This window comes from Marinobacter sp. (assembly GCF_039977835.1).
Lineage (GTDB): Bacteria > Pseudomonadota > Gammaproteobacteria > Pseudomonadales > Oleiphilaceae > Marinobacter.
Genome location: NZ_JBDWCL010000029.1, coordinates 25823 through 50491, shown reverse-complemented (window position 1 = coordinate 50491; position 24669 = coordinate 25823). Strand labels below are relative to the sequence as shown.

Annotated in this window: 25 protein-coding genes; 13 read left to right on the top strand and 12 right to left on the bottom strand. The window is 58.1% G+C overall.

The annotated features are described in order from the left end of the window. The first annotated feature begins 127 nt into the window (after positions 1-127). A complete protein-coding gene (locus ABJM11_RS08830) occupies positions 128-703 on the top strand; it encodes a chalcone isomerase family protein (RefSeq protein ID WP_348297130.1) in 576 nt (191 codons plus the stop codon). A 43-nt stretch (positions 704-746) separates the two neighbouring features. Here the strand turns inward: ABJM11_RS08830 and nth are convergent, their stop codons facing one another. Genes nth through metG form a run of 8 tightly spaced genes read right to left on the bottom strand, consistent with a single transcriptional unit; the run spans position 747 to position 8998 of the window. After that, entirely contained in the window at positions 747-1388 is a 642-nt protein-coding gene (nth, locus tag ABJM11_RS08825) for an endonuclease III (RefSeq protein WP_348297129.1), read from the bottom strand. Positions 1389-1443: 55 nt separating this feature from the next. Beyond that, positions 1444-2154, bottom strand: coding sequence for an electron transport complex subunit E (locus ABJM11_RS08820; protein WP_348297128.1), 711 nt, complete (start codon positions 2152-2154; stop codon positions 1444-1446). Position 2155: 1 nt separating this feature from the next. Beyond that, complete coding sequence (gene rsxG / locus ABJM11_RS08815) at positions 2156-2857, bottom strand: electron transport complex subunit RsxG (RefSeq protein WP_348297127.1); 702 nt, start codon at positions 2855-2857, stop codon at positions 2156-2158. A 3-nt stretch (positions 2858-2860) separates the two neighbouring features. Then, complete coding sequence (gene rsxD / locus ABJM11_RS08810) at positions 2861-3913, bottom strand: electron transport complex subunit RsxD (protein ID WP_348297126.1); 1053 nt, start codon at positions 3911-3913, stop codon at positions 2861-2863. A 19-nt stretch (positions 3914-3932) separates the two neighbouring features. Further along, positions 3933-5777 (bottom strand): electron transport complex subunit RsxC, encoded by a 1845-nt coding sequence (rsxC, locus tag ABJM11_RS08805; RefSeq protein ID WP_348297125.1) that lies wholly within the window; start codon positions 5775-5777, stop codon positions 3933-3935. Further along, positions 5777-6355 (bottom strand): electron transport complex subunit RsxB, encoded by a 579-nt coding sequence (rsxB, locus tag ABJM11_RS08800; protein WP_348297124.1) that lies wholly within the window; start codon positions 6353-6355, stop codon positions 5777-5779. Before rsxB ends, rsxC begins: the two co-directional genes overlap by 1 nt. Before the next feature lie 15 nt (positions 6356-6370). Next, a complete protein-coding gene (gene rsxA, locus ABJM11_RS08795) occupies positions 6371-6952 on the bottom strand; it encodes an electron transport complex subunit RsxA (RefSeq protein WP_348297123.1) in 582 nt (193 codons plus the stop codon). Positions 6953-6964: 12 nt separating this feature from the next. Then, a complete protein-coding gene (metG, locus tag ABJM11_RS08790) occupies positions 6965-8998 on the bottom strand; it encodes a methionine--tRNA ligase (protein ID WP_348297122.1) in 2034 nt (677 codons plus the stop codon). A gap of 163 nt (positions 8999-9161) precedes the next feature. Here metG and apbC point away from each other — a divergent pair, with 163 nt between their 5' ends. From apbC to ABJM11_RS08770, 4 genes are all read left to right on the top strand, one after another. Continuing rightward, entirely contained in the window at positions 9162-10262 is a 1101-nt protein-coding gene (gene apbC, locus ABJM11_RS08785; RefSeq protein WP_348297121.1) for an iron-sulfur cluster carrier protein ApbC, read from the top strand. A gap of 232 nt (positions 10263-10494) precedes the next feature. Beyond that, positions 10495-11061, top strand: coding sequence for a dCTP deaminase (gene dcd / locus ABJM11_RS08780; RefSeq protein WP_348297120.1), 567 nt, complete (start codon positions 10495-10497; stop codon positions 11059-11061). A 28-nt stretch (positions 11062-11089) separates the two neighbouring features. Continuing rightward, positions 11090-11689 (top strand): YjaG family protein, encoded by a 600-nt coding sequence (locus ABJM11_RS08775; protein ID WP_150994452.1) that lies wholly within the window; start codon positions 11090-11092, stop codon positions 11687-11689. A gap of 69 nt (positions 11690-11758) precedes the next feature. Next, positions 11759-13036 carry a valine--pyruvate transaminase gene (locus ABJM11_RS08770; protein ID WP_348297119.1) on the top strand — a complete coding sequence of 426 codons (1278 nt, stop codon included), beginning with the start codon at positions 11759-11761 and terminating at the stop codon, positions 13034-13036. Between the two features lie 5 nt (positions 13037-13041). Here the strand turns inward: ABJM11_RS08770 and ABJM11_RS08765 are convergent, their stop codons facing one another. The 3 genes from ABJM11_RS08765 to purM all read right to left on the bottom strand — a co-directional run bounded on the left by ABJM11_RS08765 (position 13042) and on the right by purM (position 15615). Next, the gene (locus ABJM11_RS08765) at positions 13042-13785 is read right to left on the bottom strand and encodes a DUF3108 domain-containing protein (RefSeq protein WP_348297118.1); all 744 of its coding nucleotides are present in this window, start codon (positions 13783-13785) and stop codon (positions 13042-13044) included. Between the two features lie 85 nt (positions 13786-13870). After that, positions 13871-14554, bottom strand: coding sequence for a phosphoribosylglycinamide formyltransferase (purN, locus tag ABJM11_RS08760; RefSeq protein ID WP_348297117.1), 684 nt, complete (start codon positions 14552-14554; stop codon positions 13871-13873). Next, a complete protein-coding gene (gene purM / locus ABJM11_RS08755) occupies positions 14551-15615 on the bottom strand; it encodes a phosphoribosylformylglycinamidine cyclo-ligase (protein ID WP_348297116.1) in 1065 nt (354 codons plus the stop codon). The genes purN and purM overlap by 4 nt, the downstream gene beginning before the upstream one ends. Before the next feature lie 222 nt (positions 15616-15837). Between purM and ABJM11_RS08750 the strand changes: the two genes are divergently transcribed. The 5 genes from ABJM11_RS08750 to ABJM11_RS08730 are packed head-to-tail and all read left to right on the top strand — an operon-like array spanning position 15838 to position 19601. Beyond that, on the top strand, positions 15838-17130 hold the full coding sequence (locus ABJM11_RS08750; protein WP_348297115.1) for a DUF2066 domain-containing protein: 1293 nt from the start codon (positions 15838-15840) through the stop codon (positions 17128-17130). Between the two features lie 33 nt (positions 17131-17163). Next, on the top strand, positions 17164-17724 hold the full coding sequence (locus tag ABJM11_RS08745) for a CDP-alcohol phosphatidyltransferase family protein (protein ID WP_348297114.1): 561 nt from the start codon (positions 17164-17166) through the stop codon (positions 17722-17724). After that, positions 17721-18419, top strand: coding sequence for a DnaA regulatory inactivator Hda (gene hda, locus ABJM11_RS08740; RefSeq protein WP_348297113.1), 699 nt, complete (start codon positions 17721-17723; stop codon positions 18417-18419). Before ABJM11_RS08745 ends, hda begins: the two co-directional genes overlap by 4 nt. Before the next feature lie 36 nt (positions 18420-18455). Continuing rightward, positions 18456-19253 carry a ParA family protein gene (locus ABJM11_RS08735; RefSeq protein ID WP_348297112.1) on the top strand — a complete coding sequence of 266 codons (798 nt, stop codon included), beginning with the start codon at positions 18456-18458 and terminating at the stop codon, positions 19251-19253. Between the two features lie 9 nt (positions 19254-19262). After that, positions 19263-19601 carry a YqcC family protein gene (locus tag ABJM11_RS08730; RefSeq protein ID WP_348297111.1) on the top strand — a complete coding sequence of 113 codons (339 nt, stop codon included), beginning with the start codon at positions 19263-19265 and terminating at the stop codon, positions 19599-19601. Positions 19602-19605: 4 nt separating this feature from the next. On the opposite strand, the gene nadC is transcribed toward ABJM11_RS08730, so the two are convergent. Beyond that, the gene (gene nadC, locus ABJM11_RS08725; protein WP_348297110.1) at positions 19606-20454 is read right to left on the bottom strand and encodes a carboxylating nicotinate-nucleotide diphosphorylase; all 849 of its coding nucleotides are present in this window, start codon (positions 20452-20454) and stop codon (positions 19606-19608) included. 225 nt (positions 20455-20679) lie between these two features. Between nadC and ABJM11_RS08720 the strand changes: the two genes are divergently transcribed. The 3 genes from ABJM11_RS08720 (at position 20680) to ampE (ending at position 24606) form a co-directional block, all read left to right on the top strand. After that, entirely contained in the window at positions 20680-22992 is a 2313-nt protein-coding gene (locus ABJM11_RS08720; RefSeq protein WP_348297109.1) for a DUF1631 domain-containing protein, read from the top strand. Between the two features lie 160 nt (positions 22993-23152). Further along, positions 23153-23719, top strand: coding sequence for a 1,6-anhydro-N-acetylmuramyl-L-alanine amidase AmpD (gene ampD / locus ABJM11_RS08715; RefSeq protein ID WP_348297164.1), 567 nt, complete (start codon positions 23153-23155; stop codon positions 23717-23719). Next, entirely contained in the window at positions 23719-24606 is an 888-nt protein-coding gene (gene ampE / locus ABJM11_RS08710; protein WP_348297108.1) for a regulatory signaling modulator protein AmpE, read from the top strand. The genes ampD and ampE overlap by 1 nt, the downstream gene beginning before the upstream one ends. The last annotated feature ends 63 nt before the right edge of the window (positions 24607-24669 follow it).

The window sequence follows — 24669 nt, the reverse complement described above, 5'->3', positions numbered from 1 at the left end:
AGAACCAGCCGGCGTAAGCGTCCGTTTGCTCCCTGTTAAACTTGCGTAACCGGAGGGGGATAAGGGTGTCGAACTCCGGCAAATAGAGACAAGACATTCAATAATAACGATCAATAAGGAAAGGACGATGAAAAAGGCCTTATCAACAGGATTTGCCTCACTGTTACTGACGGTAGCCCTGTCAGCCCCGGCTACTGCCATGACAGTGGAGGGTGTGGACCTGCCGGACACCTACTCGGCCATGGACACCGAGCTCAAGCTTAACGGTGCGGGCACCCGCTCCAAATGGTTTATGGACCTCTATGTCGGAGGTCTTTACGTACCAGAGACAATTGATGACGGTCAGGCCATCATCAATGCGGACGAGCCCCAGGCAATCACCCTGCATATCATTTCCGGGATGATCACCAGCGACAAGATGAAGTCCGCCACCATGGAAGGGTTTGAAAACTCGACCGACGGTGATTTGGCTGCAATCCAGGACGACGTCGACACATTCCTCGATGTGTTCTCCGAAGAAATTAAAGATGGCGATGTATTCGATCTGGTTTACCTGCCGGGTGAGGGTGTACGTGTGCTCAAGAACGGAGAAGAGCGCGCCACCATCGGTGATCTGGAGTTCAAGAAGGCGTTGTTTGGTATCTGGCTGTCGGATGAGCCGGCCCAGGAAGACCTGAAAGAGAAGATGCTGGGCCAGCGGTAAGCGCCCGGAAACGTGCCGGTTTCCCTGCAGGGGGAAACCGGTATTACTCCATGTAGTCTCTTTTCTGTTTGAACTCGCAAAGGTCCTCGATAATGCATGCGCCACATTTGGGCTTGCGCGCGGTACAGGTATAACGACCGTGGAGGATCAGCCAGTGATGGGCATCAAGCAGGAACTCTCTAGGCACTACCCGCATCAGGCGCTTTTCCACTTCCAGGACGTTCTTGCCCGGGGCGATACCGGTGCGGTTCGAAACCCGGAAAATGTGTGTGTCCACTGCCATGGCTGGCTGCCCGAACGCAGTATTCAGCACCACATTGGCGGTTTTGCGCCCCACCCCCGGTAACGACTCCAGGTCCTCCCGGTTATCAGGCACCTCACCCCCGTGTTTTTCGATCAGGGCGCGGCAGGTTTTGATGACGTTCTCGGCCTTGCTGTTAAAAAGCCCGATGGTTTTTATGTATTCCTTCAGCCCGTCTACCCCCAATGCGAGGATCTTCTCCGGCGTATTGGCGACAGGGTACAGCTTCGCCGTTGCCTTGTTCACGCCCACATCCGTGGCCTGGGCTGACAGGATCACCGCGATAAGCAGTTCAAACGGGCTGTCGTAATTCAGCTCGGTGGTAGGCGTGGGGTTGGCGTCCCGGAGGCGGGCGAAAATTTCGGTACGTTTTTCCTTGTTCATGGGCAATCCGCAGTCTGGAAGAGGGTCACGGGCTGATCGGGCTGATCAAGAGTGATCACGAAACATGGCCGGTTACCCGCACCCGTTTACTGCCCGCCACGATAGGCTCAGCGGCTTTACGGCGGGCCTTGACGTGATTGTCGATGCCATTTTTAAGCGCAATAAGCAGCCCCAGACCAACGAAGGCTCCCGGTGGCAGCACCATGAACAATACGTCCGGATACTGTTCCAGCGGATGGAAACCCCAGTCAGCCGCCATAGGCCCGAACAGCAGGTCCATGTCTGTAAACAGGGTGCCTTGGCCAATGAACTCCCGCATGGCACCCAGGGCGAACAATACCACCAGGAACCCGATACCCATCATGGTACCGTCAAGCAAAGCCGGCAGGGGCGGGTTTTTGGAAGCGAAGGCATCGGCCCGGCCCAGAATGGCGCAGTTGGTCACTATAAGCGGGATAAAGATGCCGAGAATCTGGTAGAGCTCGTAGGTATAGGCCTGCATCAGCAGTTCCGCACAGGTCACGAAAGAGGCGATGATCATTACGAAGGCCGGCAGGCGCACCGAATCAGCGACGAAATTACGGATCAGGGAAACCGCCAGGTTCGAGCCCATCAGTACCATGAGGGTGGCCAGCCCCAGGCCGATGGCATTTACCACTGTGCTGGTTACTGCCAGCAGGGGGCAGAGCCCCAGCACCTGGACCAGGGCGGGATTGTTGGTCCACAAGCCGTCACGGATAATCTCTGGGCTGGACTTGGTCGCCATGTTAAGAGTGCTCCCGTTCAGGTGTCTGGCCGGCGATCTTTTCCGGAGTCAATGGTTTGTTCCGCGGTGAGGCCGGCTCGTTCAGGATGTCGCGAATCTCGCTGCGGTGCTGGCGGAAATAGATCAGGGACTTCTGCACGGCTTTCACCACAGCCCGTGGAGTAATGGTGGCACCGGTGAACTGGTCGAACACGCCCCCGTTCTTCTTTACATTCCAGCGCCTGGGCTCGGGGTCGCGGAGTGAGCGACCGGTGAAGGCATGGATCCAGTCCGACTTCTTGGTTTCTATCCGGTCACCGAGACCAGGCGTTTCCCGGTGGCTGGTTACTCGCACACCCAATATTCTGCCCTGAAGGTCGATGCCCACCAACAGTTGGATGGCGCCTGAATAGCCGTCCGGTGCCACCACCGGCATGATCAGGCCAGTGGGTCGTCCGTTATCACGGGCGACCCAGGCGGTCACCGGTTCACCGGCGTTGAATCTGTCATCCGCGGGCAACTCAACCGTGTCCGTCAGCAGGTTATTGTCGTGTTGATCCTCCGGTATGATTTCGAACAGGGCTTTCGCCTCTGCTTTGGCCGCCTGTTCTTCAATGCGCTCGGCCGTCATCACCTGGGTTACGGCAATTGTCCCACCGGTAACAATGGCAAACAGGCCCAGGCCGATGGCATTACGACGAATTGACTGTGCGAGTGCCGCCATGAATTACCCCTGACTCTTGCCGGGAACGCCACGCCGGGGCTTGTGATGCCCGTAAGTGCGTGGTGGCGTGTAATGATCGATAAACGGGACTGCAAAGTTCATAAGCAGAACGCTGAACGCGACCGCATCTGGATAGGCACCCCAGGTGCGGATCAGGTAGGTCAGAGCGCCGATGCAGGCGCCGTAAATCAGTTTGCCGTGATGACTGGAGGCAGAAGATACCGGGTCTGTGGCAATGAAAAAAGCACCCAGCATGGTGCCGCCGGCCAGCAGGTGTAGGGACAGCGGAGTATACTGGTCAGGATTGCTGCCAAAGGCCAGGCTCATGAGGGCAAGGCCTGCCAGCATACTGACCGGAATGTGCCAGGTAATAATTTTCAGGCCGACAAGAACCAGGCCGCCGGCCAGAAACGCAGCGTTTATCCACTCCCAGCCCCGGGCAATTCCCTCGCCGAACGTCGGGTGCGCCAGTACTTCGGTTGCCGTGTGGCTGACAATCTTGTGTTTGTATTCATCCAGCGGCGTGGCCATGGTAAAGGCATCCACTGCCGTTTGCTGGCCGGATGCAATCATTCCCAGCGTTTCCCCGAATCCGGGAGCGGTTTCCCACAGCAGGCCCGGTTGGGCCCAGTTGGTGGTCATGGCCACCGGGAAAGAAATAAGCACCAGCGCATAACCGACCATGGCCGGGTTGAACGGGTTGGAGCCCAGGCCACCGTATAGCTGCTTGGCCAGGACAATGGCTGCGATGACTGCCACGGCGGATACCCACCAGGGGGCGAACTGTGGCAGGGAAAGACCCAGTAACAGGCCGGTGACTGCCGCGGTGTTGTCCTTGAGAAAGAACATAACCGGGCGTTTGCGAAGCTTCAGGATGGCGGCCTCGGCAGCCAGCGCCACGGCGACGCACCACACCACGTTGATCAGATTGCCCCAGCCAAAGAACAGGGTCTGTGCGAGCAGGCCGGGCAGGGCCGCCAGGATGACCCAAAGCATCACCTGAGAGGTTGAGCGGGCATTGCGGGCATGGGGTGAGGACTGTTGAGCAAGTGCCATTAGCGTTGGGGCCTGTTCATCATGAGTCAGTCGTTTGAGCTTCGGTGGCGTTCACGGTTCGTTGAGCTTCAGCGAGAGCTTCTTCTGCCCGTAGTACGCGGTCGTGGTTCTTGGTGACGGCCCGCTCCAGCTTTTCGACGTTGTCCGCATTTTCGGCTTTTGCATCATCCAGCATGCTTTGCATGGTGTTGAGCTTGGCAACGGCCTGGTTGAGCTGCTTCTCCAGGGCGTCTATATCCGGTGGCGATTCGCTTTCCGGTGCGGCCGGAGTTTTACCGGGCGCTGTCTCAGACTGCCCGGATTTAGCCTTCTTGCGTGCCAGCGCTTCCTGAACCTGGGCAGCTTTGGCAGCACGGTCATTGGCAGGCTGGGCTGCGCCGTCAGACTTTTCAGCTTCTTCGGCTTCGGCCTGTTTCCTGGCCTGCGCCTCGGCAGCCGCCTTCGCCCGGTCCTTGCGGCGCTGTTCTTTTTCCTGTTGTTCACGTTCCAGTCTGGCCTGGCGGGCCTCGAAGCGTTCACGGGCCCGGTCTGCCTTCAACTGCTCGGCCTGTTGTACCCGGATCTCGCCCTTGGCGGCGCGATAGTACTGCACCAGGGGGATGGAGCTGGGGCATACATAGGAACAGATGCCACACTCGATACAGTCAAACAGGTTCAGGTGCTCGGCCTTGTCGTACTCACCTGCTTTGGAGTACCAGAACAGTTGCTGAGGCAGCAATTCCATGGGGCACGCTTCGGCACAGGCACCACAGCGGATACAGGGTTGTTCCGGTGCCGGGTCGGGTAATTCTTCTTCGGTGGCCGCGATCACACAGTTGGTGGTTTTGACCACCGGCACAGCGGGTGTTTCCAGGGTGTAACCCATCATGGGGCCGCCCAGAACTAACCGGTGGAGTGTCTCATTGTCCAGGCCGGCCCGGGACAGCACGTAATCGATCGGGGTGCCGACCAGCACTTCAAAATTACCGGGACTGGTGACAGCCCGGCCGGTCACCGTGGTGATGCGGGAGATCAGCGGCTCACCCCGGAAAATCGCGGCAGACACGGCGATGGCGGTGCCTACGTTCTGGCACATGACGCCTATATCCGCCGGGATGCCGCCGCTGGGAACCTCCATGCCCGTGAGGATCTGGATCAGCTGTTTTTCGCCACCGGACGGATATTTGGTGGGTATCACCGCAATTTCCGTCTGGGTGCCTTCTGCCGCCTTCCTCAGAGCCTCGATGGCCTCTGGTTTGTTGTCTTCCACTGCAATAACGCAACGTTCCGGGCGCAGTATCCAGGCCATGATGCGCAATCCGGCCAGAATCTCGTCCGCTTTTTCCCTCATCGCCATATCGTCGGCGGTGATGTAGGGCTCGCATTCAGCTCCGTTCAGGATCAGCGTGTTTACCTTGCGATCTCTGGGGGGGCGAAGCTTTATATTGGTGGGAAAGCCCGCACCACCCATGCCTGAAATTCCCGCCTCGCGGATCAAGTCCAGTACCGTTTCCCGGTCCTGTTCGCGGTAGCTGGCAATCGGGCTGAGGGATATCCATTCATCCTGGCCGTCCGGCCGCAGCGTGATGCAGCAGTCAGTCATTCCTGAAGGGTGAGGAACCGGCTGCAGGCTGATGGATTCGATGGTGCCCGAAGTGGGGGCATGGACCGGCACACCCATACCGCCGGTAACGTCGGCGACTTTCTGGCCTTTCAGTACCCGCTCCCCGATGGCGACGCAGGGTTCGGCCGGTTCACCGATATGTTGCTGCAGCGGCAGCACCAGCATCGGGGGAACGCCTGCCTTCGTGATGGGATGCGTAGTAGAGAGGTTCTTGTTGCCGGCAGGATGGATGCCGCCGGAGAAGTCCCAAAGCTGTGTCATCAGGCGCTGGCTCCCTGACGGTCCGTGGCAATCACGCCGGATTTCGGGGGTGTCCAGGTCCAGGCGCGTGTGTCGGGTTCCACCGTTACCATATCGATGCAGTCCACGGGACAGGGCTCAACGCAAAGGTCGCAACCGGTGCACTCACTTTCAATGACCGTATGCATATGTTTTGCAGCACCGAGAATGGCATCCACGGGGCATGCCTGGATGCATTTGGTGCAGCCGATGCATTCATCCTCGCGGATAACCGCAACGCGTTTGGCCTGCTCCACACCGTGCTCCGCATCCAGCGGTTGCGGCTCGACATCCAGCAGGTCAGCCAGGGCCTTGATCGTGGTTTCTCCACCGGGAGGGCACTTGTTGATGGCATCGCCATTGGCAATGGATTCGGCATAGGGTCTGCAGCCGGGAAAGCCGCACTGCCCGCACTGGGTCTGGGGCAGCAGGGAGTCAATCTGGTCGACTAGCGGATTGCCCTCGACCCGGAAGCGCTCAGCGGCATAACCCAGCAGGCCGCCAAAGATGACGGCGAGCGCGAGCAGGACCACTACCGCAATCAGTATGCTCATCCACATAACTCAAACGCTCCGTCAGACGCTGACCAGGCCAGTAAAGCCCAGAAAAGCCAGTGACATCAACCCGGCGGTAACCATGCCTATGGCTGCGCCCCGGAAGGCGACCGGCACATCCGCTACGGCGATGCGTTCCCGCATGGCGGCGAACAGCACCAGCACCATGGAGAAGCCTGCAGCGGCACCGAAACCGTACAGGACAGATTCAACGAAGTTGTTGTTTTTGTTGATGTTGAGCAGGGCGACGCCCAGGACCGCACAGTTGGTGGTGATCAGTGGCAGGAAGATGCCCAGTACCCGGTAGAGCAGAGGACTGGTCTTGCGAACCACCATTTCCGTAAACTGTACCACCACGGCGATGACCAGGATAAAGGTAATGGTTCGCAAAAATGCCAGGTCCAGCGGCTCCAGAAGATAGGTATAGGCCAGGTAGCTGCAGACCGACGCAAGGGTCAGCACGAACGTGGTGGCCAGCGACATCCCCATGGCCGTTTCCAGCTTTCCGGACACGCCCATGAAAGGGCACAGCCCGAGGAACTGAACCAGCACAAAGTTGTTCACCAGTATGGTACTGACCAGGATCAACAGATACTCAGTCATCAGCCCGCACCGTTACATAATTCGCATGCCGGGAGTGGCGCCCGCATCCGGGGAGAGAATGAAAATATCCTTACCCCCGGGGCCGGCTGCCAGTACCATGCCTTCGGACATGCCGAACTTCATTTTCCGGGGCTTGAGGTTGGCAACCATCACGGTCAGACGCCCCTCCAGATCCTCCGGCTTGTACGCAGACTTGATACCAGCAAACACGTTGCGTTCGCCATGCCCTACGTCAAGAGTGAGGCGAAGAAGCTTGTCTGCACCTTCAACGTGTTCTGCTTTGACAATTTTTACCACCCGAAGGTCCACTTTCGCGAAATCCCCGAATTCTATCTCATCGGCGATGGGCTCAAGATTGGCGTCCGGCGATTTCTGGCCTGTCGCAGCCGGCATTTCCTCCCTGGAGGCGTCCAGCATTTTTTCGATCTGGGCCATATCCACGCGACTCATCAGCGGCTTGAATTTGTTGATGCCGTGGTTTTCCAGCCGCTGGTCACGTTTGTTCCAGTCCAGTGGGGCCTTCAGGAATGCCTCCGAAGCCTTGGCGGTTTCCGGGAGTACCGGAGCCAGGTAGGTCATCAGTAACTGGAACATATTGATGGCGTTGGTGCAGATGGCCTGAAGGTTACCGTCCTGGCCTTCCTGCTTGGCAATCACCCAGGGCTGTTCGTCGTTCACATACTGGTTGGCAACATCGGCCAGCTCCATGATGCGGCGCATGGCGCGGCCAAATTCCCGGGCCTCGTAGTAGTTGGCAATCTCTCCACCGGCGTCGATAAACTCCTTGAGCTTGTCGTGTTCGGTGACGGTGCCAAGCTGGCCATCGAAACGCTTGGTGATAAACCCGGCGCTGCGGCTCGCGATGTTTACAACCTTGCCCACCAGATCCGAGTTCACCCTGGAGGCAAAGTCTTCCAGGTTCAGGTCCATGTCATCGACGCTGCCGGTCAGCTTGGCGGCGAAATAGTAGCGCAGGTATTCCGGGTCCAGATGGTCCAGATAGGTGCGTGCCATGATGAAGGTGCCCCGGGATTTCGACATCTTCTTGCCATTGACCGTCACAAAACCATGGGCCCAGACCGCAGTCGGGGTGCGGAAGCCGGCACTGTGAAGCATTGACGGCCAGAACAGGGCGTGGAAGTTGATGATGTCCTTGCCGATGAAGTGATAGACCTCGGCGGTGGAGTCCGCTTTCCAGAAATGCTCGAAATCGATGTCTTCACGGTTGCACAGGTTCTTGAAGCTGGCGAGGTAGCCAATGGGGGCGTCCAGCCAGACATAGAAGTACTTTCCCGGAGCATCCGGAATCTCGAAACCGAAGTAGGGCGCATCGCGACTGATATCCCACTCCTGCAGGCCGGCATCGAGCCATTCGGCCAATTTGTTGGCGACCTGGGGTTGCAGGGTGCCACTTCGGGTCCAGTTGGCAAGAAAGTCCGCGAATTCCGGCAGGCGGAAGAAATAGTGTTCCGATTCCTTCTCAATGGGGGTAGCGCCGGAAACCGCCGAGCGGGGATTGATCAGCTCCGCCGGGGTGTAGGTGGCACCGCAGGCCTCACAGTTGTCGCCGTACTGGTCCTCGGTCTTGCACTTGGGGCAGGTGCCCTTGATGAACCGGTCCGCCAGGAACATGTTCTTTTCAGGATCGTACGCCTGGGTAATCTTGCGGGTGGCGATATGGCCGTTTTCCTGAAGCTGACGATAGATGTATTCCGAGAACTGGCGATTCTCCTCGGAATGGGTAGTGTAATAGTTGTCAAAGAGGATGTGGAAGCCACTGAAATCCTCCTGATGCTCGTGCCGTATACGGTCGATGAGGTTTTCGGACGTGATGCCCTCGCGCTCGGCCCGCAGCATGATCGCTGTGCCGTGGGCGTCATCCGCGCAGACGTAGTAGCAGTTCTGGCCGCGCATCTTCTGATAGCGCACCCAGATATCGGTCTGAATGTACTCCAGCAGATGGCCCAGATGGATGGGGCCATTGGCATACGGCAGGGCGCTGGTTACCAGAATATCGCGCTGTTGCTTTGAACTCGCTTGCGTCATGTTTTGGTCCGAACCTTCATTCGTCAGGAGTTGGGCGTTCGCGTTTACCGGCCTTGTTCAGGGTCAAAACTCCTTATGGCCAGAAACGGGCACAGATGATACCTTCCAAGCAAAGTTTTTTCACCCGAAACACCTGCTTTCAGCGCTTTATCCGGAGACTCCAATGGCACAGATTTCACAGCATGCACTGGAAACCGCCGTAAAACAGTACCGCGACCCGTACCTCGGCAAGGACCTTTACGAGCTGGGCGCCGTGAAATCGCTGACCACGGACGACAGCGGTAAGGTGACTGCCATGGTGGAGCTGCCATACCCGTCAAAAGGTATCGCTGGAGCTCTGAAGGAACTGCTCACCAACGCCCTGGATGACGTTGAAGGCGTTGAGGGTGTGGACGTTCATGTCGGCCAGCGAATCCACTCCCACAAAGGCCAGAAAGACATCCAGTCCGTACCCGGTGTGAAAAACATCATCGCCGTCGCCTCCGGCAAGGGCGGCGTCGGCAAATCCACCACTGCCGTCAACCTGGCCCTGGCGCTGCAGGCCGAAGGCGCCCGGGTAGGCATTCTGGATGCTGATATCTATGGCCCCAGCATCGGCATGATGCTGGGTGTGCCGGAAGGCAAGCGCCCGGAAACCCGGGAAAACAAATACTTCGTGCCCATGGAGGCCCACGGCCTGCAGGCCAACTCCATGGCCTTCGTGGTCACCGACAAAACCCCCATGGTATGGCGCGGCCCCATGGTCAGCGGCGCCGTCATGCAACTGCTGCAGCAGACCCTCTGGAACGAACTGGATTATCTTATTCTGGACATGCCACCGGGCACCGGCGACATCCAGCTCACCATCGCCCAGAAAGTCCCGGTCACCGGCGCCGTTATCGTCACCACACCCCAGGACATCGCCTTGCTGGACGGTAAAAAAGGCATTGAAATGTTCCGCAAAGTGGAAATCCCGGTACTGGGCGTGGTGGAAAACATGAGCGTCCACATCTGCAGCAACTGCGGCCACGAAGAGCCCCTGTTCGGCCACGGCGGCGGCGAACGCATCGCCGAAGAGTACGACACCACATTACTCGGCCAGTTGCCTCTACACATGACCATCCGCGAACAGACCGACGGCGGCACGCCCTCAGTCGTGGCGGAAGCCGACTCGGAAGTGGCAAGACGCTACAAGGACATCGCTCGACGGGTGGGCGCTGAACTTTCTACCCGCGAAAGAAACCTGACGGGCTCTATTTCCAGTGTTTCCGTAACGGAACACTGATCTACGCAAAAAGTCAGATCGCAAGAACAGGCAGGGCCTCCCGAAACTGTGACAAACATGGATGTTTTTCTCAAGCCTACAGGGACGTATTTACGGCGTGTTTCGGAACGCCCTGCCTGTTCTTGCAGCCCTCAGACTCGAAGGTAGAATCCAGAAGCCCAAAGCTTCGACAGACAAAAACCGAACAGGTAAACTACCGCCTCTCTTTTTTATGGATACGAGACGTCACCCCATGAGCATCAAATCCGACCACTGGATTCGCCGGATGTCCCGGGATCAAGGCATGATCGAACCTTTTGAGTATGATCAGGTCCGCGAAACCGAAAAAGGCCGCGTAATCTCCTACGGCACGTCCAGCTACGGCTACGATGTCCGTTGCAGCAACGAATTCAAGATCTTCACCAACGTTCACTCCGCCACCGTGGACCCGAAGAACTTCGATGAAAACAGCTTTGTGAACTACACGGGCGACGTTTGCATCATCCCGCCCAACTCCTTTGCACTGGCCCGCACCGTGGAGTATTTCCGTATCCCCCGTAGTGTGCTGACCATCTGCCTGGGTAAATCCACCTACGCGCGCTGCGGCATCATCGTTAATGTCACCCCTCTGGAACCGGAATGGGAAGGCCAGGTGACCCTGGAGTTCTCCAACACCACCAACCTACCGGCCAAGATTTACGCCAATGAAGGCGTTGCCCAGATGCTGTTCTTCGAGTCCGACGAAATCTGCGAAACCAGCTATAAAGACCGGGGAGGGAAGTACTTCGGCCAGACAGGTGTGACCCTGCCGCGAACATGAGCGGCGTTAGCCCCAGGAGACATCCACAGTGAATGCCAATCAGTTTCTGAAAGCGGTATCACAACTGCAGGGCTGGCGGGAATTCACCTTCCTGATGGCCCTCGCGGAGCGCTCCTTTCCCAATTACGCCCTGTTTGCGGATGCGGTTGAGCTGAAAACCGGTGCAAAAATGCGGCAGTTGCTCGATCTGGGCTGGGAAATGCTGCAAAAGGACGCGTCCGAAGCGGCCATTCCCCAGCTGTTGGCCAAACTGGAAGCCCTGTCACCGGATGTGGACGCCTACGACGCCTATGGTGTCTATCCGGCGTTTGATTTCTGCCAGCTGCTCGAGCAAGCGCTGCTGAACCGGTTGAACCCCGGCAAGCATCGGGCAACGGACGCCTCCCAGATGGCCACGGCCACGGTAATGAACTTTATCGAGCTGTCGGAAGGGGAGGATCTGGACGAAGACGAACTGGTCCGGCTACTGGAGCAGCACCCGCTGATGAAAGAAGACAAAGTCTTCCAGCGTGAGCTGATTCTTGCTCTGAAGCGCCAGCGCACCCCCACCAGCCAGTTTGTGGAGCGCATCCGCGAGGATGCCGCCAACGAGGGCGTGAGCAACCTCGGCATATCCCTTAACGACTGACCGGCGGTGGCGCCGGCTCTGTCCTACACTGGGATTACAACCCGCTTTGAATCGGTACAGACAAACATCATGAAACTCTCTTCGTTCGGTCGAAAATTTACCGCGGATGCAGGCATCACCTCGCTGATGGATGACCTGGGCAATGCATTGGCATCCGGCGATGACATGATCATGATGGGCGGAGGTAATCCCGGCCATATTCCGGAGATCCAGGAGCGGGTTCAGCAGGTCCTGGCAGACATGGCCCGCAGCGAGAGTGAAACACGGCGGTTGGTGGGGATCTACGATCCGCCCCAGGGCGAGAAGCAGTTTATCGCGTCGTTGGCAGAATTGCTGAACCGGGAGTATGGCTGGGGCCTGAAGCCGGAAAATGTCGCCCTGACCAACGGCAGTCAGGCTGCGTTCTTCATGTTGTTCAATATGTTCGGCGGTGACTATGGCGAGGGTGTGCGCAAACACATCCTGCTGCCCCTGGCACCGGAGTACATCGGTTACGCCGACGCGGGCATCGAGCCGGGGCTGTTTCACGCTGTGCAACCGGATATCTCCTTTACCGATGCCCACGAGTTCAAATATCGGGTGGATTTCGACGCGGTTGAAGTCACCGGGGAAACCGGCGCCATCTGCGTCTCCCGTCCCACCAACCCCACCGGTAACGTGGTCACCGACGACGAACTGGCCCGGCTTGAAGCCATGGCACGCCAGCACAACATACCGCTGATTGTGGATGGAGCCTATGGCACACCCTTCCCGAACCTGCTGTTCGTCGATGCCACGCCGCACTGGAACGACCAGGTTATTCTATGCCTCAGCCTGTCGAAGTTCGGCCTGCCTGCGGTACGGACCGGCATCGTTATCGCGGCGGAACCGGTGATCAAGGCATTGTCCAGCATTAACGCTATCATGAACCTGGCCACGGGCAGCTTCGGTGCCATGCTTGCGGAGCCTCTGGTGCACTCAGGGGAGATCCTGACACTCAGTCGCGACGTGGTCTGTCCCTTCTACAAGGCGAAGATGGAGAGGGCAGTTGCCGTGTTCCGTGACGCCATGGGTGAAGACAGTTGCCGCTGGTATGTGCACAAGCCCGAGGGGGCCATGTTCCTGTGGCTATGGTTCCCGGATTTGCCGATTACCAGTCTTGAGCTTTACCAGCGGTTGAAGGAGCGGGGTGTGCTGGTGGTCTCCGGGCATTACTTCTTCCCGGGGCTACCGGAGGACGACTGGCGGCATCGCCATGAGTGCCTGCGGGTTACCTACTCACAGGAGGATGAGCGAGTCGCAGAAGGGTTGCGCATTATTGCCGACGAGGTGAAAGCGGTCTGGGCCGCCGTCAGTGCCCGGCGCTGAACGGCTTAGTGATTGACCGTAGCCTCGTTGAGAACGAGCTCATACTCACTGCCGTCCGGCTCCACCTGCAGGAACCGGATCAGCAAATGGTCACGCTCCGGAGCGAACCACATCAATGACTGCCGCTTGCTGTCGCTGTCGCGGACTTTCTCGGCCTTGAGGGTTCGGATTTCCTCGCCATTGGCTCTCAGGACTTCTTCGTCAACGACCGCGAATCGGTCTGTGTCGTAGTCGCCCTTGTCGACCACCCGGTATTCCATCTCACGTTTGCCGGCCTTGATGTCCTGGCTCAGTTGCAGCTGATAGCCCATGGGGTCGAGAGTGCCTTCCTCCAGCTCAAGCGAAAACCGGTCGCCTTCATGGTGACCGCTAACAACCATGTTGTTCCAGTCAAAGTCAATCGCTTCCTTCCTGTCCCTGATCAGGAAGCCTGAAAGTTTGTAACGGTAACGCAGGGGGACCACCTGATTGTTTTCCCACCGGAAAATCAGGGTTTCGTCGATATCGGCAATAAAAGAGTCCACATCCGTGCGGAATCGCCAGGTGCCGTCCTCCCGTTGTTCCAGAATGCGACGGGCACTGCCGCTGAGGGCAACGCCCTTGTCCATGGAGGCGTTGTAGCTGAGTTCCATGGGATGGAGGGGCGCCTGGTCCGGGCCTTCCTGTGAAGGCTGTGCGCCGGCGGCGCCGGAAAGCAGCAACCAGGCCAGTAGCGAGGTCAGGAGTGCAAAGCTGTGTTTCAGGGGCATAGGACGTCTCCGGTTGCGCAATGGCAAGGGTACCTGCCTCTGGACAGTCTAACGTGACTGATTGCTCCCGGAGATGACGATAAAGTCACTCAGCTGTCTCTGTTGGGCTGTCGTCCGGAAGCACCAGTGGGGTGTTCAGGGGCTGTCCGTCGAATATCACGTAGTCGGAGCCAAGCTGGATACGTCCTTCGCAGAACCAGCGGACAACGATGGGATACAGCACGTGCTCCTTCTGCTGAACCTTCTCGGCAAGGGTCTCCGGCGTATCGTCGGGCGAGACGCTGACTTCGGCCTGGGCGATTATGGGGCCGCCATCCAGTTCTTCGGTGACAAAGTGAATGGACACCCCATGACTTTTCTCTCCCGCATCCAGCGCACGCTGATGCGTATTCAGTCCGGTATACTTTGGCAACAGCGACGGATGAACGTTCAGCAGGGTGCCGCGCAGAGCCTGTACGAAATCCGTGGTGAGAATGCGCATGAAGCCTGCCAGTACGATCAGATCCGGATTATGGCGGCGAATCTCTGCCATTAAAGCCCCGTCGAACTCCTCACGGGATCCGTAGCGGGTGTGGTCCACGGTGAACGTATTGATGTTTGCCTGTGCTGCACGTTCAAGGGCGAAAGCCTGGGGCCGGTTGCAGCCGACGGCGACTATCCGGCCCGGAAAATCACGGTCGCGGCTGGCGTCAATGAGCGCCTGGAGATTGGTTCCGCTGCCTGAGGCCAGAACCAGAATACGAGGTGCGGTTACGGAGTCTGCCTTCATACCGACAGGAGCCCCGGGGCATAGCGAACAGAAGCAGAGGAAGCGGTGTCGTCTGCCGCCTCAATAACACCAATCTGCCAGACTTTTTCCCCAAGTGCGTTGAGGGTATCCAGCGCCAGTTCACGCTGATTGGCGGGAACGCAGACCACCATCCCCACGCCACAATTGAAGGTGCGGTACATTTCTTCCGTGGCGACGCCACCGGCGTCTTTCAGCCATTGGAAAACGGGGGGCAGCTTCCAGCTGTCAGTGTCGATTGCGGCAATCATTCCATCAGGGAGAACCCGGGGAATGTTTTCTGGCAGGCCGCCGCCGGTGATGTGAGAGAGTGCACGAACATCCACCTCGCGGGCCAATTGCAGCAGGTTCTTGACATAAATGCGGGTCGGTGCCATCAGGGCATCTGCGAGGGGGATGTCCCCCACGGTCTGGTCCAGGTTGGCGTTGCTGATGTCCAGAATCTTGCGGATCAGCGAATAACCATTGGAGTGGGGGCCTGACGAGCCCAGAGCCAGCAACGAGTCGCCGGCCTGCACTCGGCTACCGTCGATGATCTCACTGCGTTCAGCCACACCCACGCAGAAACCGGCCAGATCGTAGTCGTCACCTTCATACATTCCCGGCATTTCTGCAGTCTCTCCACCCACCAGGGAGCAGCCTGCCTGTTCGCACCCTGTGCCGATGCCTTCAACTACCTGAGCTGCCACGTCCACATTCAGTTTGCCGGTCGCATAGTAGTCAAGGAAGAACAGGGGTTCCGCGCCACCTACAACCAGATCGTTGACGCACATGGCGACCAGGTCGATACCGATGGTGTCGTGTTTCTGCAGTTGCATGGCGAGCCTGAGCTTGGTGCCTACTCCGTCAGTGCCGGACACCAGAACCGGTTCATTGTAACCCTGGGGAATGGCCACCATGGCGCCAAAGCCACCGAGGCCACCGAGAACTTCCGGGCGGCGTGTGCGCGCTGCCGTGTTCTTGATGCGGTTGACGAGTTCGTTTCCTGCGTCAATATCAACGCCAGCGTCACGATAGGTGAGGGAGGGCTTCTGTTCGCTCATGGTGTGATTAACCGTTTGGACAGTGGGTCAGGCGGCGGATTTTAACAGGTGCGGAGTGGCGCTCCAAATGCAATTGCCAAGTTTGCCGTGGTGTCTGCTTTAACAGGCTGGATTGACTTTCTGCAATCCCCCTTAGCTACTCACACCCCGGGGCTTGGTGTATCCTATGCGCCATTCGTACGAATTGCAGGGTGTTTCATGCCAGACTCAGGAAAAATCTCGATGCAGGCAGCGCAGATAATCCGTTGGTCAGTAGGGTTATTCGGTCTTCTGGCGCTTTTGGCGGCACCGGCGGCGGCCGTGACGGTCACCGGGCTCTACTCTGTTGAAGTGCCGGTGGCGGGCTCGCAACCGGCAGACCTGGCACAGGGATATGCAGATGGACTAAGCCGGGTTTTCGTGCGGGTGTCCGGCAGCCGCGAGGTGCTTGACAATGAAGGTGTCAGGGCGTTGCTGGACGACGCCGAGTCCCTGCTGCAGTCCTATCAGTTTCTGCGTTCTGACAGGAATCAGCACCGCCTGCGAATGTCCTTTGGTGCTGTCGGCGTCAACCGTGCCCTCGCTTCCGTCGATGCACCGGTCTGGGGCGCAAACCGGCCCCTTACTCTGGCGTGGATTGCCGTGGAAGACGGTGGCCGTCGCGCCCTTGTCCATGCGGATGGGCAGGACAGCAGCGGAAATGATGAATGGCGGCGGATAATCCAGGACGCGGCGGTCGATCGGGGGCTGCCTGTGAGCCTGCCTCCGGCTGACTACAGCCAGGACCGTGAGCTGTTGTCCGATATATGGGGACAGTTTACCTCCAGTGTCAGGCGCGCTTCGGCGGAGCTTGAGCACGATCTTGTGTCTCTTGTACGTGTCCGCCGCTCTGGTTCCCAGTGGCGTGCCGGATGGGTTTTTGATGGCATGGGGCTCGACAGCGCTGAACAGTCAGTGACAGCTGATACCAGAGAAGAGCTGGCGTCCAGGCTTATCGGGCGCTGGGCCGAAATGTTTGCGGACCGATATGCCGTTGCCGGCAGCGATCTGGACGAAGCACCTCGGGTGGACATTGTTGTACATGGTGTTACCAGCCTGACGGACTATGCCCGTGTGAGCGATGCACTCGAGAGTCTGTCTCCGGTAACGGAAGCGGGTGCTACCCAGGCCCGGCAGGACCAGTTGAAGCTACGGGTTGTATTTTCCGGGGAAATGGAACAACTGAAACAGTACATTGCCCTCGATGCTCGCCTGGTGCCCCTGTCAGATGCGGAAGTGTCGCGGATGCCTGCTGGTGACGACAATGATGGCAGTGAACGGAGTGCCGAACAGCCTGTCCTGCCGGCACCGGACGGCGGTATTGCCCTGGCAGAAGATAACGCAGAAACAGCCAGTACGTCTGCCAACCCTTTATTTGTCTATCAACCGTTACTGGTTGACAAAGAGGAGTCAGAGCAGGCTTTCGAGTCGCTTTACCAGGTACTGCACTATCGCTGGCAGCCCGCCTCGATCATTGATCCGGAAAACGGAGGGTAATCACCGGGTGCTGCAAGGAGAGGGAGGCGTGTCATGATGACGCATCGGTGGAGCTGGATTCCCAACGCCCTGACGTTTTTGCGGATATTAATGATCGTCCCTTTTGCCGCGGCTCTTCTGGCGAAGGAATACCGGTTTGCGCTGTTAATCTTCTTTGTGGCGGCTGCCACCGATGCCGTCGACGGTTTTCTCGCCCGCCATTTCGACTGGAGGACCCGTCTGGGTGCCATTGCCGACCCTCTGGCCGACAAGGCATTACTGATCTCTGCTTACCTTATGCTTACCCTGACGGGTGTCTTGCCATACTGGCTGCTGTGGCTGGTAGTAGGCAGAGACATTCTGATCGTCTGCGGTGGGCTGGCTTTCCATTACTGCATTGGCAGGTTTGATCTCCAGCCCAGCATTCCCGGTAAAATCAATACCCTGGTCCAGATTCTGGTTGCCCTCGCGATTATTATTCTGCTGGCGGACTTCCCCATGCAGCCCTGGGTAACTGATGCTGGTATCCTGCTGGTTGCGGTATCGGCGCTGTTCAGTGGGGCCCATTATGTCGCCGTCTGGAGTCTGAAGGCCTGGAGGGTCAAGAGACAGTGAGTGCTTCGCAACTGGTGCTGGGCGTCAAGCTGCGTGATGACGCCCGGTTCGACAACTTTCACGGCGACAGGAATGCCGCCGCCGCGACACGCCTTAGAAAGGCCTGCGAGCAGCCCGTTCCGGTGCCGGTCATTGCGGTCTGTGGCGATGCCGACACCGGCAAGAGCCACCTGCTTCAGGCTGTGTGTCACCTGGCTGAACAGCGGGAGCAGGGGGCCGTGTGTGTCAGCGTTGAGGAGTTGTTGCCGTTCGGACCCGAGGCTTTGGCAGGGCTGGAGAACCAGTCGGTTATCTGCCTGGATGACCTGGACCTCATTGCCGGCCTGGAAAGCTGGGAAGAGGCGGTCTTTCATCTGTACAATCGTGTCAATGATCGGGGCGGCCTGTTGGTTGTCAGTCTTTCTGAAGTGCCGGGAGAGCTCCCGTTCCTGTTGCCCGACCTTCTATCGCGATTGCGCCACGGATTGACGATTCAGCTGGGCATAAACCGTGACGATGACCGCCTGCGGATCCTTATGGCCAGGGCCGAGCAACGAGGGCTGGTTCTTGGCGATGATGTGGCAGCATTCATTCTCAGGCGTGCGCCGCGTAAGCTTGCCGACCTGCTGGCGATGCTGGATCGACTGGATGAAAACTCATTGCGGGCCCAGCGGCGGTTGACGATACCGTTCGTGAAGTCGGTGATGGGGTGGTAGAACGAACAATTACAGGGAAAAGGTCAGAGGAATAACATGAGACGAGTAGTGTTCAATCAGAAAGGTGGTGTGGGCAAATCAAGTATCACCTGCAACCTGGCCGCTATCAGTGCCGCCAGGGGGAAGCGCACGCTGGTCGTCGATCTCGACCCCCAGGGAAACTCAACCCATTATCTGCTTGGCAAACCGGCAGGAGAGATCAGGGACACGGTCGCGGACTACCTGGAGCAGACGGTGGCCTTCACCGTATTTAACCGCCGCGCCGACGAGTTTGTCCACGCCTCACCTTTTGACAACCTCTTTGTGATGCCCTCCAGTCCGGAACTGGATTTCCTGGAGCGCAAGCTCGAGGCCAAGCACAAGATCTACAAATTGAGGGAAGCGCTCAAGAAGCTGGGGGAGTCCTTCGATGAGATCTACATCGATACGGCGCCGGCGCTGAACTTTTACACGCGTTCGGCATTGATCGCTGCCGAACGCTGCCTGATTCCGTTCGATTGTGACGATTTCTCACGCCAGGCTCTGTACAGTATTCTACACGAAATTCAGGAATTGCAGGAAGACCATAATGACAATCTGGTGGTGGAGGGCATTGTTGCCAATCAGTTTCAGCCCCGCGCCAGCCTGCCCAAGAAGCTGGTTCGTGAACTGATGGACGAAGGGCTTCCGGTGCTACCTGTGAGGCTGTCCAGCTCGGTGAAGATGAAAGAATCCCATCAGTGTCGCCAGCCATTGATCCACATGGCACCGAAACATCCGTTGACACGGCAGTATGAAGACCTGTACCGGGTGCTTCATGGCGAAGCTGTCGAACTGGAACCACTGGCCGACTGAGAGTGAAGCATGGCAAGACAGTCTGACCATACCGCCCAAGTGGCGGACAGCCTGCTGCAGATAGAGATCGAGTTACGGCGAATCGGGGCCTGGGAAACCGACCCTCCGCCTGAAGAGGCATTGCAAAGTACGAAGCCATTTGCAGTGGACACCCTGGAGTTCACCCAGTGGCTTCAGTTTGTGTTCATTTACCGCATGAAGGTAATGATTGAAAACGGGCATGCACTACCGGATGTGTCGGGAATGGCTCCGATGGCCGAGGAGCACTTCCGGAGCAGGAGCGAGCCCGGTCAACGTCTGATCCGTGAGCTCGCGGAGATGGACCGTCTGCTTTCCGGGCAGTCCTGAGCACTCAGCTGGCGGCGTCCAGACGCATGGACAGGTCGACAGCCCGCACATCCTTGGTCAGTGCCCCGATAGAAATGTAGTCCACTCCGGTTTCCGCCACTGGCACCAGTGAGTCATTGGTGATACCCCCTGAAGCTTCCAGTTTCGCTGTACCGGCGGTGCGGGCAACCGCCTTGCGCATGTCATCCAGTGAAAACTCGTCCAGCATGATGATGTCTGCGCCAGCCGCAAGTGCCTGCTCCAGTTCGTCGGAGTTTTCGGTTTCTACTTCCACGGGCCGGCCCGGGGCAATGCGGCGTGCTTCCGTAACCGCGTTGGCAATTGAGCCACAGGCCGCTATATGGTTTTCTTTGATAAGGAACGCGTCCCACAGGCCGATGCGGTGGTTATGGCAGCCACCACAGGTTACTGCGTATTTCTGGGCCAGGCGCAGGCCAGGAAGGGTTTTGCGGGTATCGAGCAGTTGTACCCCGGTATGGGCAACACGCCGCGCATATCCGGAGCAGGCGGTGGCAACACCGGACATCATCTGGAGCCAGTTGAGCCCGGCGCGCTCGGCTGTCAGCAGGCTGCGGGCGGGGCCTTCCATGGTAAACAGCAACTGATCGGGGCTCACTTCGTCTCCGTCACTGACCGCCCACGTCAGGGTGACTTGCGGGTCTACCTGCCTGAATACTTCTTCAACCCAGGCTCGCCCTGCGATGATTGCTGTTTCACGGGTGATAACCTGCCCGCGACTGATGCGATGGTCCGGGATCAGCATGGCGGTGATGTCGCCATCTCCGATATCTTCCCGGAGGCTTTGGGCGACGGTTTCGATACGCGACTGGCGAAGCAGTTCGGTTGGGATCATGGTCGGATTTCCGGTGGTTCCTTTCGGGTCTGTAAAATGCCTTTGGCCAGGGGCAATGATTCTAAAGCCCGGCCGGGTATTCGCCAAACAGTAGTGTGCCAGAATGCTAAACTGTGACGGCGATCACTTAAACACAAAAGGTGACAATTTCTGACACAAGGTGACGCGGGTAAGGCCTAAGATGTGCAATAACACACCTCTCCAGTCACCGTCCGGAGTAGCCGAATGGCGCAGGATAACAAGGTTGTCAGTCTTAAATCCCAGAAGCTGCCGGACAGGTTCTCGCTGCCGGGTTCTCTGGTGCGCCTGCGTGACGTATCTGGTCAGTCACTCAAAGCAGTAATGTCCGGTTTTTTCGACAAAGCTGACGACGCGCTTTTCGAACTGGCGGACAAGGCCGCTACCAATCAGGACCAGACTGCCTATTTCGACGCGATGCGGGAACTCCGGTTGCGTCGCAAAAACATGACGGTGTCGATGCTGCAGTACGTCAGTCGCGCTTTTAATGAAATCGGTTCCTTCCGTCCGGGTGGCAGCAGCGGCAGCCTGGATGAGGTTGACCAGGATTCACTGGCTCTCGTTGACCACTCCGATCTGGAGCAGCAGGTAGCCATCGATAACCTCATCAACAAGCTGCGCAACCAGCATGCTGAAGCCATCAAATTGCTGAATGTCCGGGTGGCCCATCTGGTTCCGTCAGCAAAGCTTGATGACAGCCAGATGCCGTTGAGCCCTGAAGTCATCTGCGGTGGTGTCGCAGAAGCCTGCACAGACCTGGAAATCGATATTCGGGCCAAACTGGTGGTGCTGAAGCTGTTTGATCGTCTGCTTGTCGGTATTCTGGGTGATGTCTACAGAGATGCCAACAAGACATTGATTGCTGAGGGTGTTTTACCAGACATGCGCCGTGCGCCTGTGGGCGGCCGATCGTCGTCGGGCAGATCCGCTCCCAATTCCGGCCAGGGCGGTGGTTTCTCGTCGGCGCGTCAGTCAGAAGAAAACAAGGGGCCTCTGACGGCGCCCTCGGATGATGTTCGTGCCACCTTCTCTGAACTCAGTGCGCTTTTGCACCAGGGCCAGGGGGAGACTGACGGCATGCCGTCCGGAGGGGCGGGGTTACTGGATACCAGCACTCTGATGTTGCGGCTGAACGACATTCAGGCGCAATCCGTGCATTGGGGACAGGGTGAAGTGGTACCTTTGTCCCAGCAGCTTCAGCCGGTTTTTCGGGCGAAAACCGGTGGCAGGCTTGATGCTGACCAGGTGGACAGTGATGTCATCAACCTGGTGTCCATGTTATTCGACTTTATCCTTGAAGACCGGCAGCTTCACCCAGTCATGAAAGCCGTGATAGGGCGTTTGCAGATTCCGGTGCTGAAGGTGGCCCTGAGTGACAAGAATTTCTTCAACCGCGGCGGACACCCGGTAAGAAAGCTGCTTAACGAGCTTGCCATGTCAGCCATCGGCTGGACCGAGAAAAAAGCCGGACAACGCGACCCCTTGCGGGAAAAAATTGAATCCGTCGTTGATCGTGTTTTGAACGAATTCACCGATAACGTGGACATATTCAGCGAGTTGCTCAGCGATTTTGGTCATTTCATGGACCTGGATCGCCGCCGCAGGGAACTGGTGGAACAGCGCCTCCGTGACGCGGAAGAGGGCCGGGCCAAACAAGAACGGGCTTCAAAGGCCACGGAAACACTACTGAGTGAGCAAATGACCGGGCGGGACATGCCGCCCCAGGTGGTAACGTTGCTGAACGAGGCGTGGTCCAAGTACCTGCAGTGGATTGTACTGCGCGAAGGTGAAGACAGTGAGCGCTGGCAGGCGGCGGCTGCATTGACTCGCCAGCTGGTCTGGAGTGTCGATCCGAGACCGCTCGAAGACAGTACCCGCAGTGAGTTGTTGAGGGCAATTCCCGGCATCGTAGACGGATTGAGATCGGCATTACAGGAAATAGCCTGGGATCCATTCGCAACCGACGCGGCCATCCGCGATCTTGAACTGGCCCATGTGGATGTGTTCCAGCGCCTGGTGACGACATCACGGCACCCGGCGCCGATAGAGGAGGCGGTACCGGCCAGCACGCCGGAGGTTGCGCCCCCTGCCATCGCACCGGAGGAGGCGAAGCAAGCGGAGCCGGCGATCCAGCCGCGGGAAGATGTGGAGCCCCTGCAGGCCGTTGAGCCTGTTGCGGCGCCTGAAGAGGCAGCGATCGCGAAGCCTGCTGAAGGCCCAGTAGCGGACAGTAACCTTGACCCGCAATGGCTGGACCGTGCTGACAGCCTTCGTGTTGGGTCCTGGATTGAACTGATCCGTGACGGTGGCAAGACTCGCTGCAAGCTCGCTGCATTTATCAAGGCGACTGGCAAGTACATCTTTGTCAATCGCAGTGGGGCGAAAGTGGCAGAGTACCGGCGAGAAGATCTGGCCGCAGCACTGGCAGCGGAAGAAATTACGATGCTCGACGATGGTCTGATCTTCGACCGTGCCCTGGAGTCCATCATCGACAACCTGCGAAGCAGCCGCAAAGACTGACTGGATAGCAAGGCGGGCAGCTTTGTGCTTCAATCACAGGCACAAACGTAACATAGGCGGGTGTTCCTGAAATGTCCGTCGTCAGCTTGCTGGAAACACATTGTCTGAACAAAACGCTTCCCACTATTCTTCCGATCCTTCAGAAAATCCGGTCTCTCGGCTGCGCCGTACCGGGCGTGTAAGCCAGGCCCGATGGTGCCCGTCACCCAATTTCGGGCCACGGCCTGAAGGTGCCTCCATTTCCCTGTTGGTGGTTCACAACATCAGCCTGCCCCCGGGGCAGTTTGGTGGTGACGCCATCGAACGGTTTTTCTGCAATCAACTTGATACCTGTGCGCACCCCTATTTTGAAACCATTGCCGGGATGAAGGTGTCGTCGCACCTGCTGATTCACCGTGACGGGGCACCAGTGCAGTTCGTAAGCCTGCTGGAGCGGGCATGGCATGCTGGCCGTTCCTGCTTTCGTGGCGAGGATGAGTGTAACGACTTCTCGATAGGTATTGAGCTGGAAGGTGCGGACGACATCCCCTATACCGACGCCCAATACCAGACGCTGGCAAACCTGTCGCGACTGATCATGACCGCCTGGCCGGAAATCACCATGGAGAGAATTGCCGGTCACAGTGATATTGCACCAGGGCGAAAAACCGATCCCGGTCCGGCGTTTGACTGGCGCCGTTTCCAGCAGATGCTGGATGCCCGGCAGCGGGCAGAGGGAGCAAGCTGATGACTCTGGTGGTCTTTCTGCTTGCGTACCTGACCCGGCGAAAGCTGGATGCAGCAAATGTCTGGTCAGGGGACGCTTTCTGGCGCAAGGCCTTTCACGCTGGTAGTGAATCGTCCCCCGGAAGCGATGCCGGTAAATGGCAGGGACTGCTGATTGTTGGTATGCCGGCCGTAATGCTGGCAGTGGCTGACTGGTATCTGCATCTACTGGGCTGGAGAATGGTGACCTACCCGCTGGAATTCGTGCTGCTTGTCTTGCTGATGGGGGCTCCTGGATGGCGTTCCACACTGAAAGCCTATAGTACCTCCTGGGCCCGGGGTGACATGCAGGCGGCTTGGCACCACGTCAAGGACAGCCTCCCCGCCAGTGAGCGGGGAGCGGCTGCCTCACCAGACGAGATGCACCTGATACTGTCGCGAACCTTGATGGTTCGCATTTTCGAGCGGTTTTTCCTGATTGCCTTCTGGTATGTGGCGGGTGGCCCGGCGGCGGCTTTTTTCGCACGCGGGGTTATCGCGTTGCGCGACCATTGGCCGCAGGCGGCAGCAAGGCCTGGCTTTGCGGCGCTGGCCGAAGTGCTGAGCTGGTTGCCAGCGCGTCTGCTTTCGATGACCTTCGGTGTGGCCGGCGATCTGGCAGGCTGGGTGAGTGAGGGGAAGCGTGTTCTGATCGATATAACGCTGAAAACAGATCAGGTCCTGATGGCAGCAGCGAATGGTGCGTTGACGGGCTATGCGCTGGACCCCGGACGATTTGCGCAGATTCACTCCGATGAATGGACGGATTATGGCAGGCGCAGTCTGGACGCGATCCGGGACCTGCTGAACCGCAGCATGCTGGTCTGGATCTGTGTCATGGCGCTGTTGGTGATTGCCGGGGTTCTATAGTGCTGATGTTTTAACAAAAATTACATTTGTACTCCGAAAAACACTCAAGTTTGCTGTACTTTA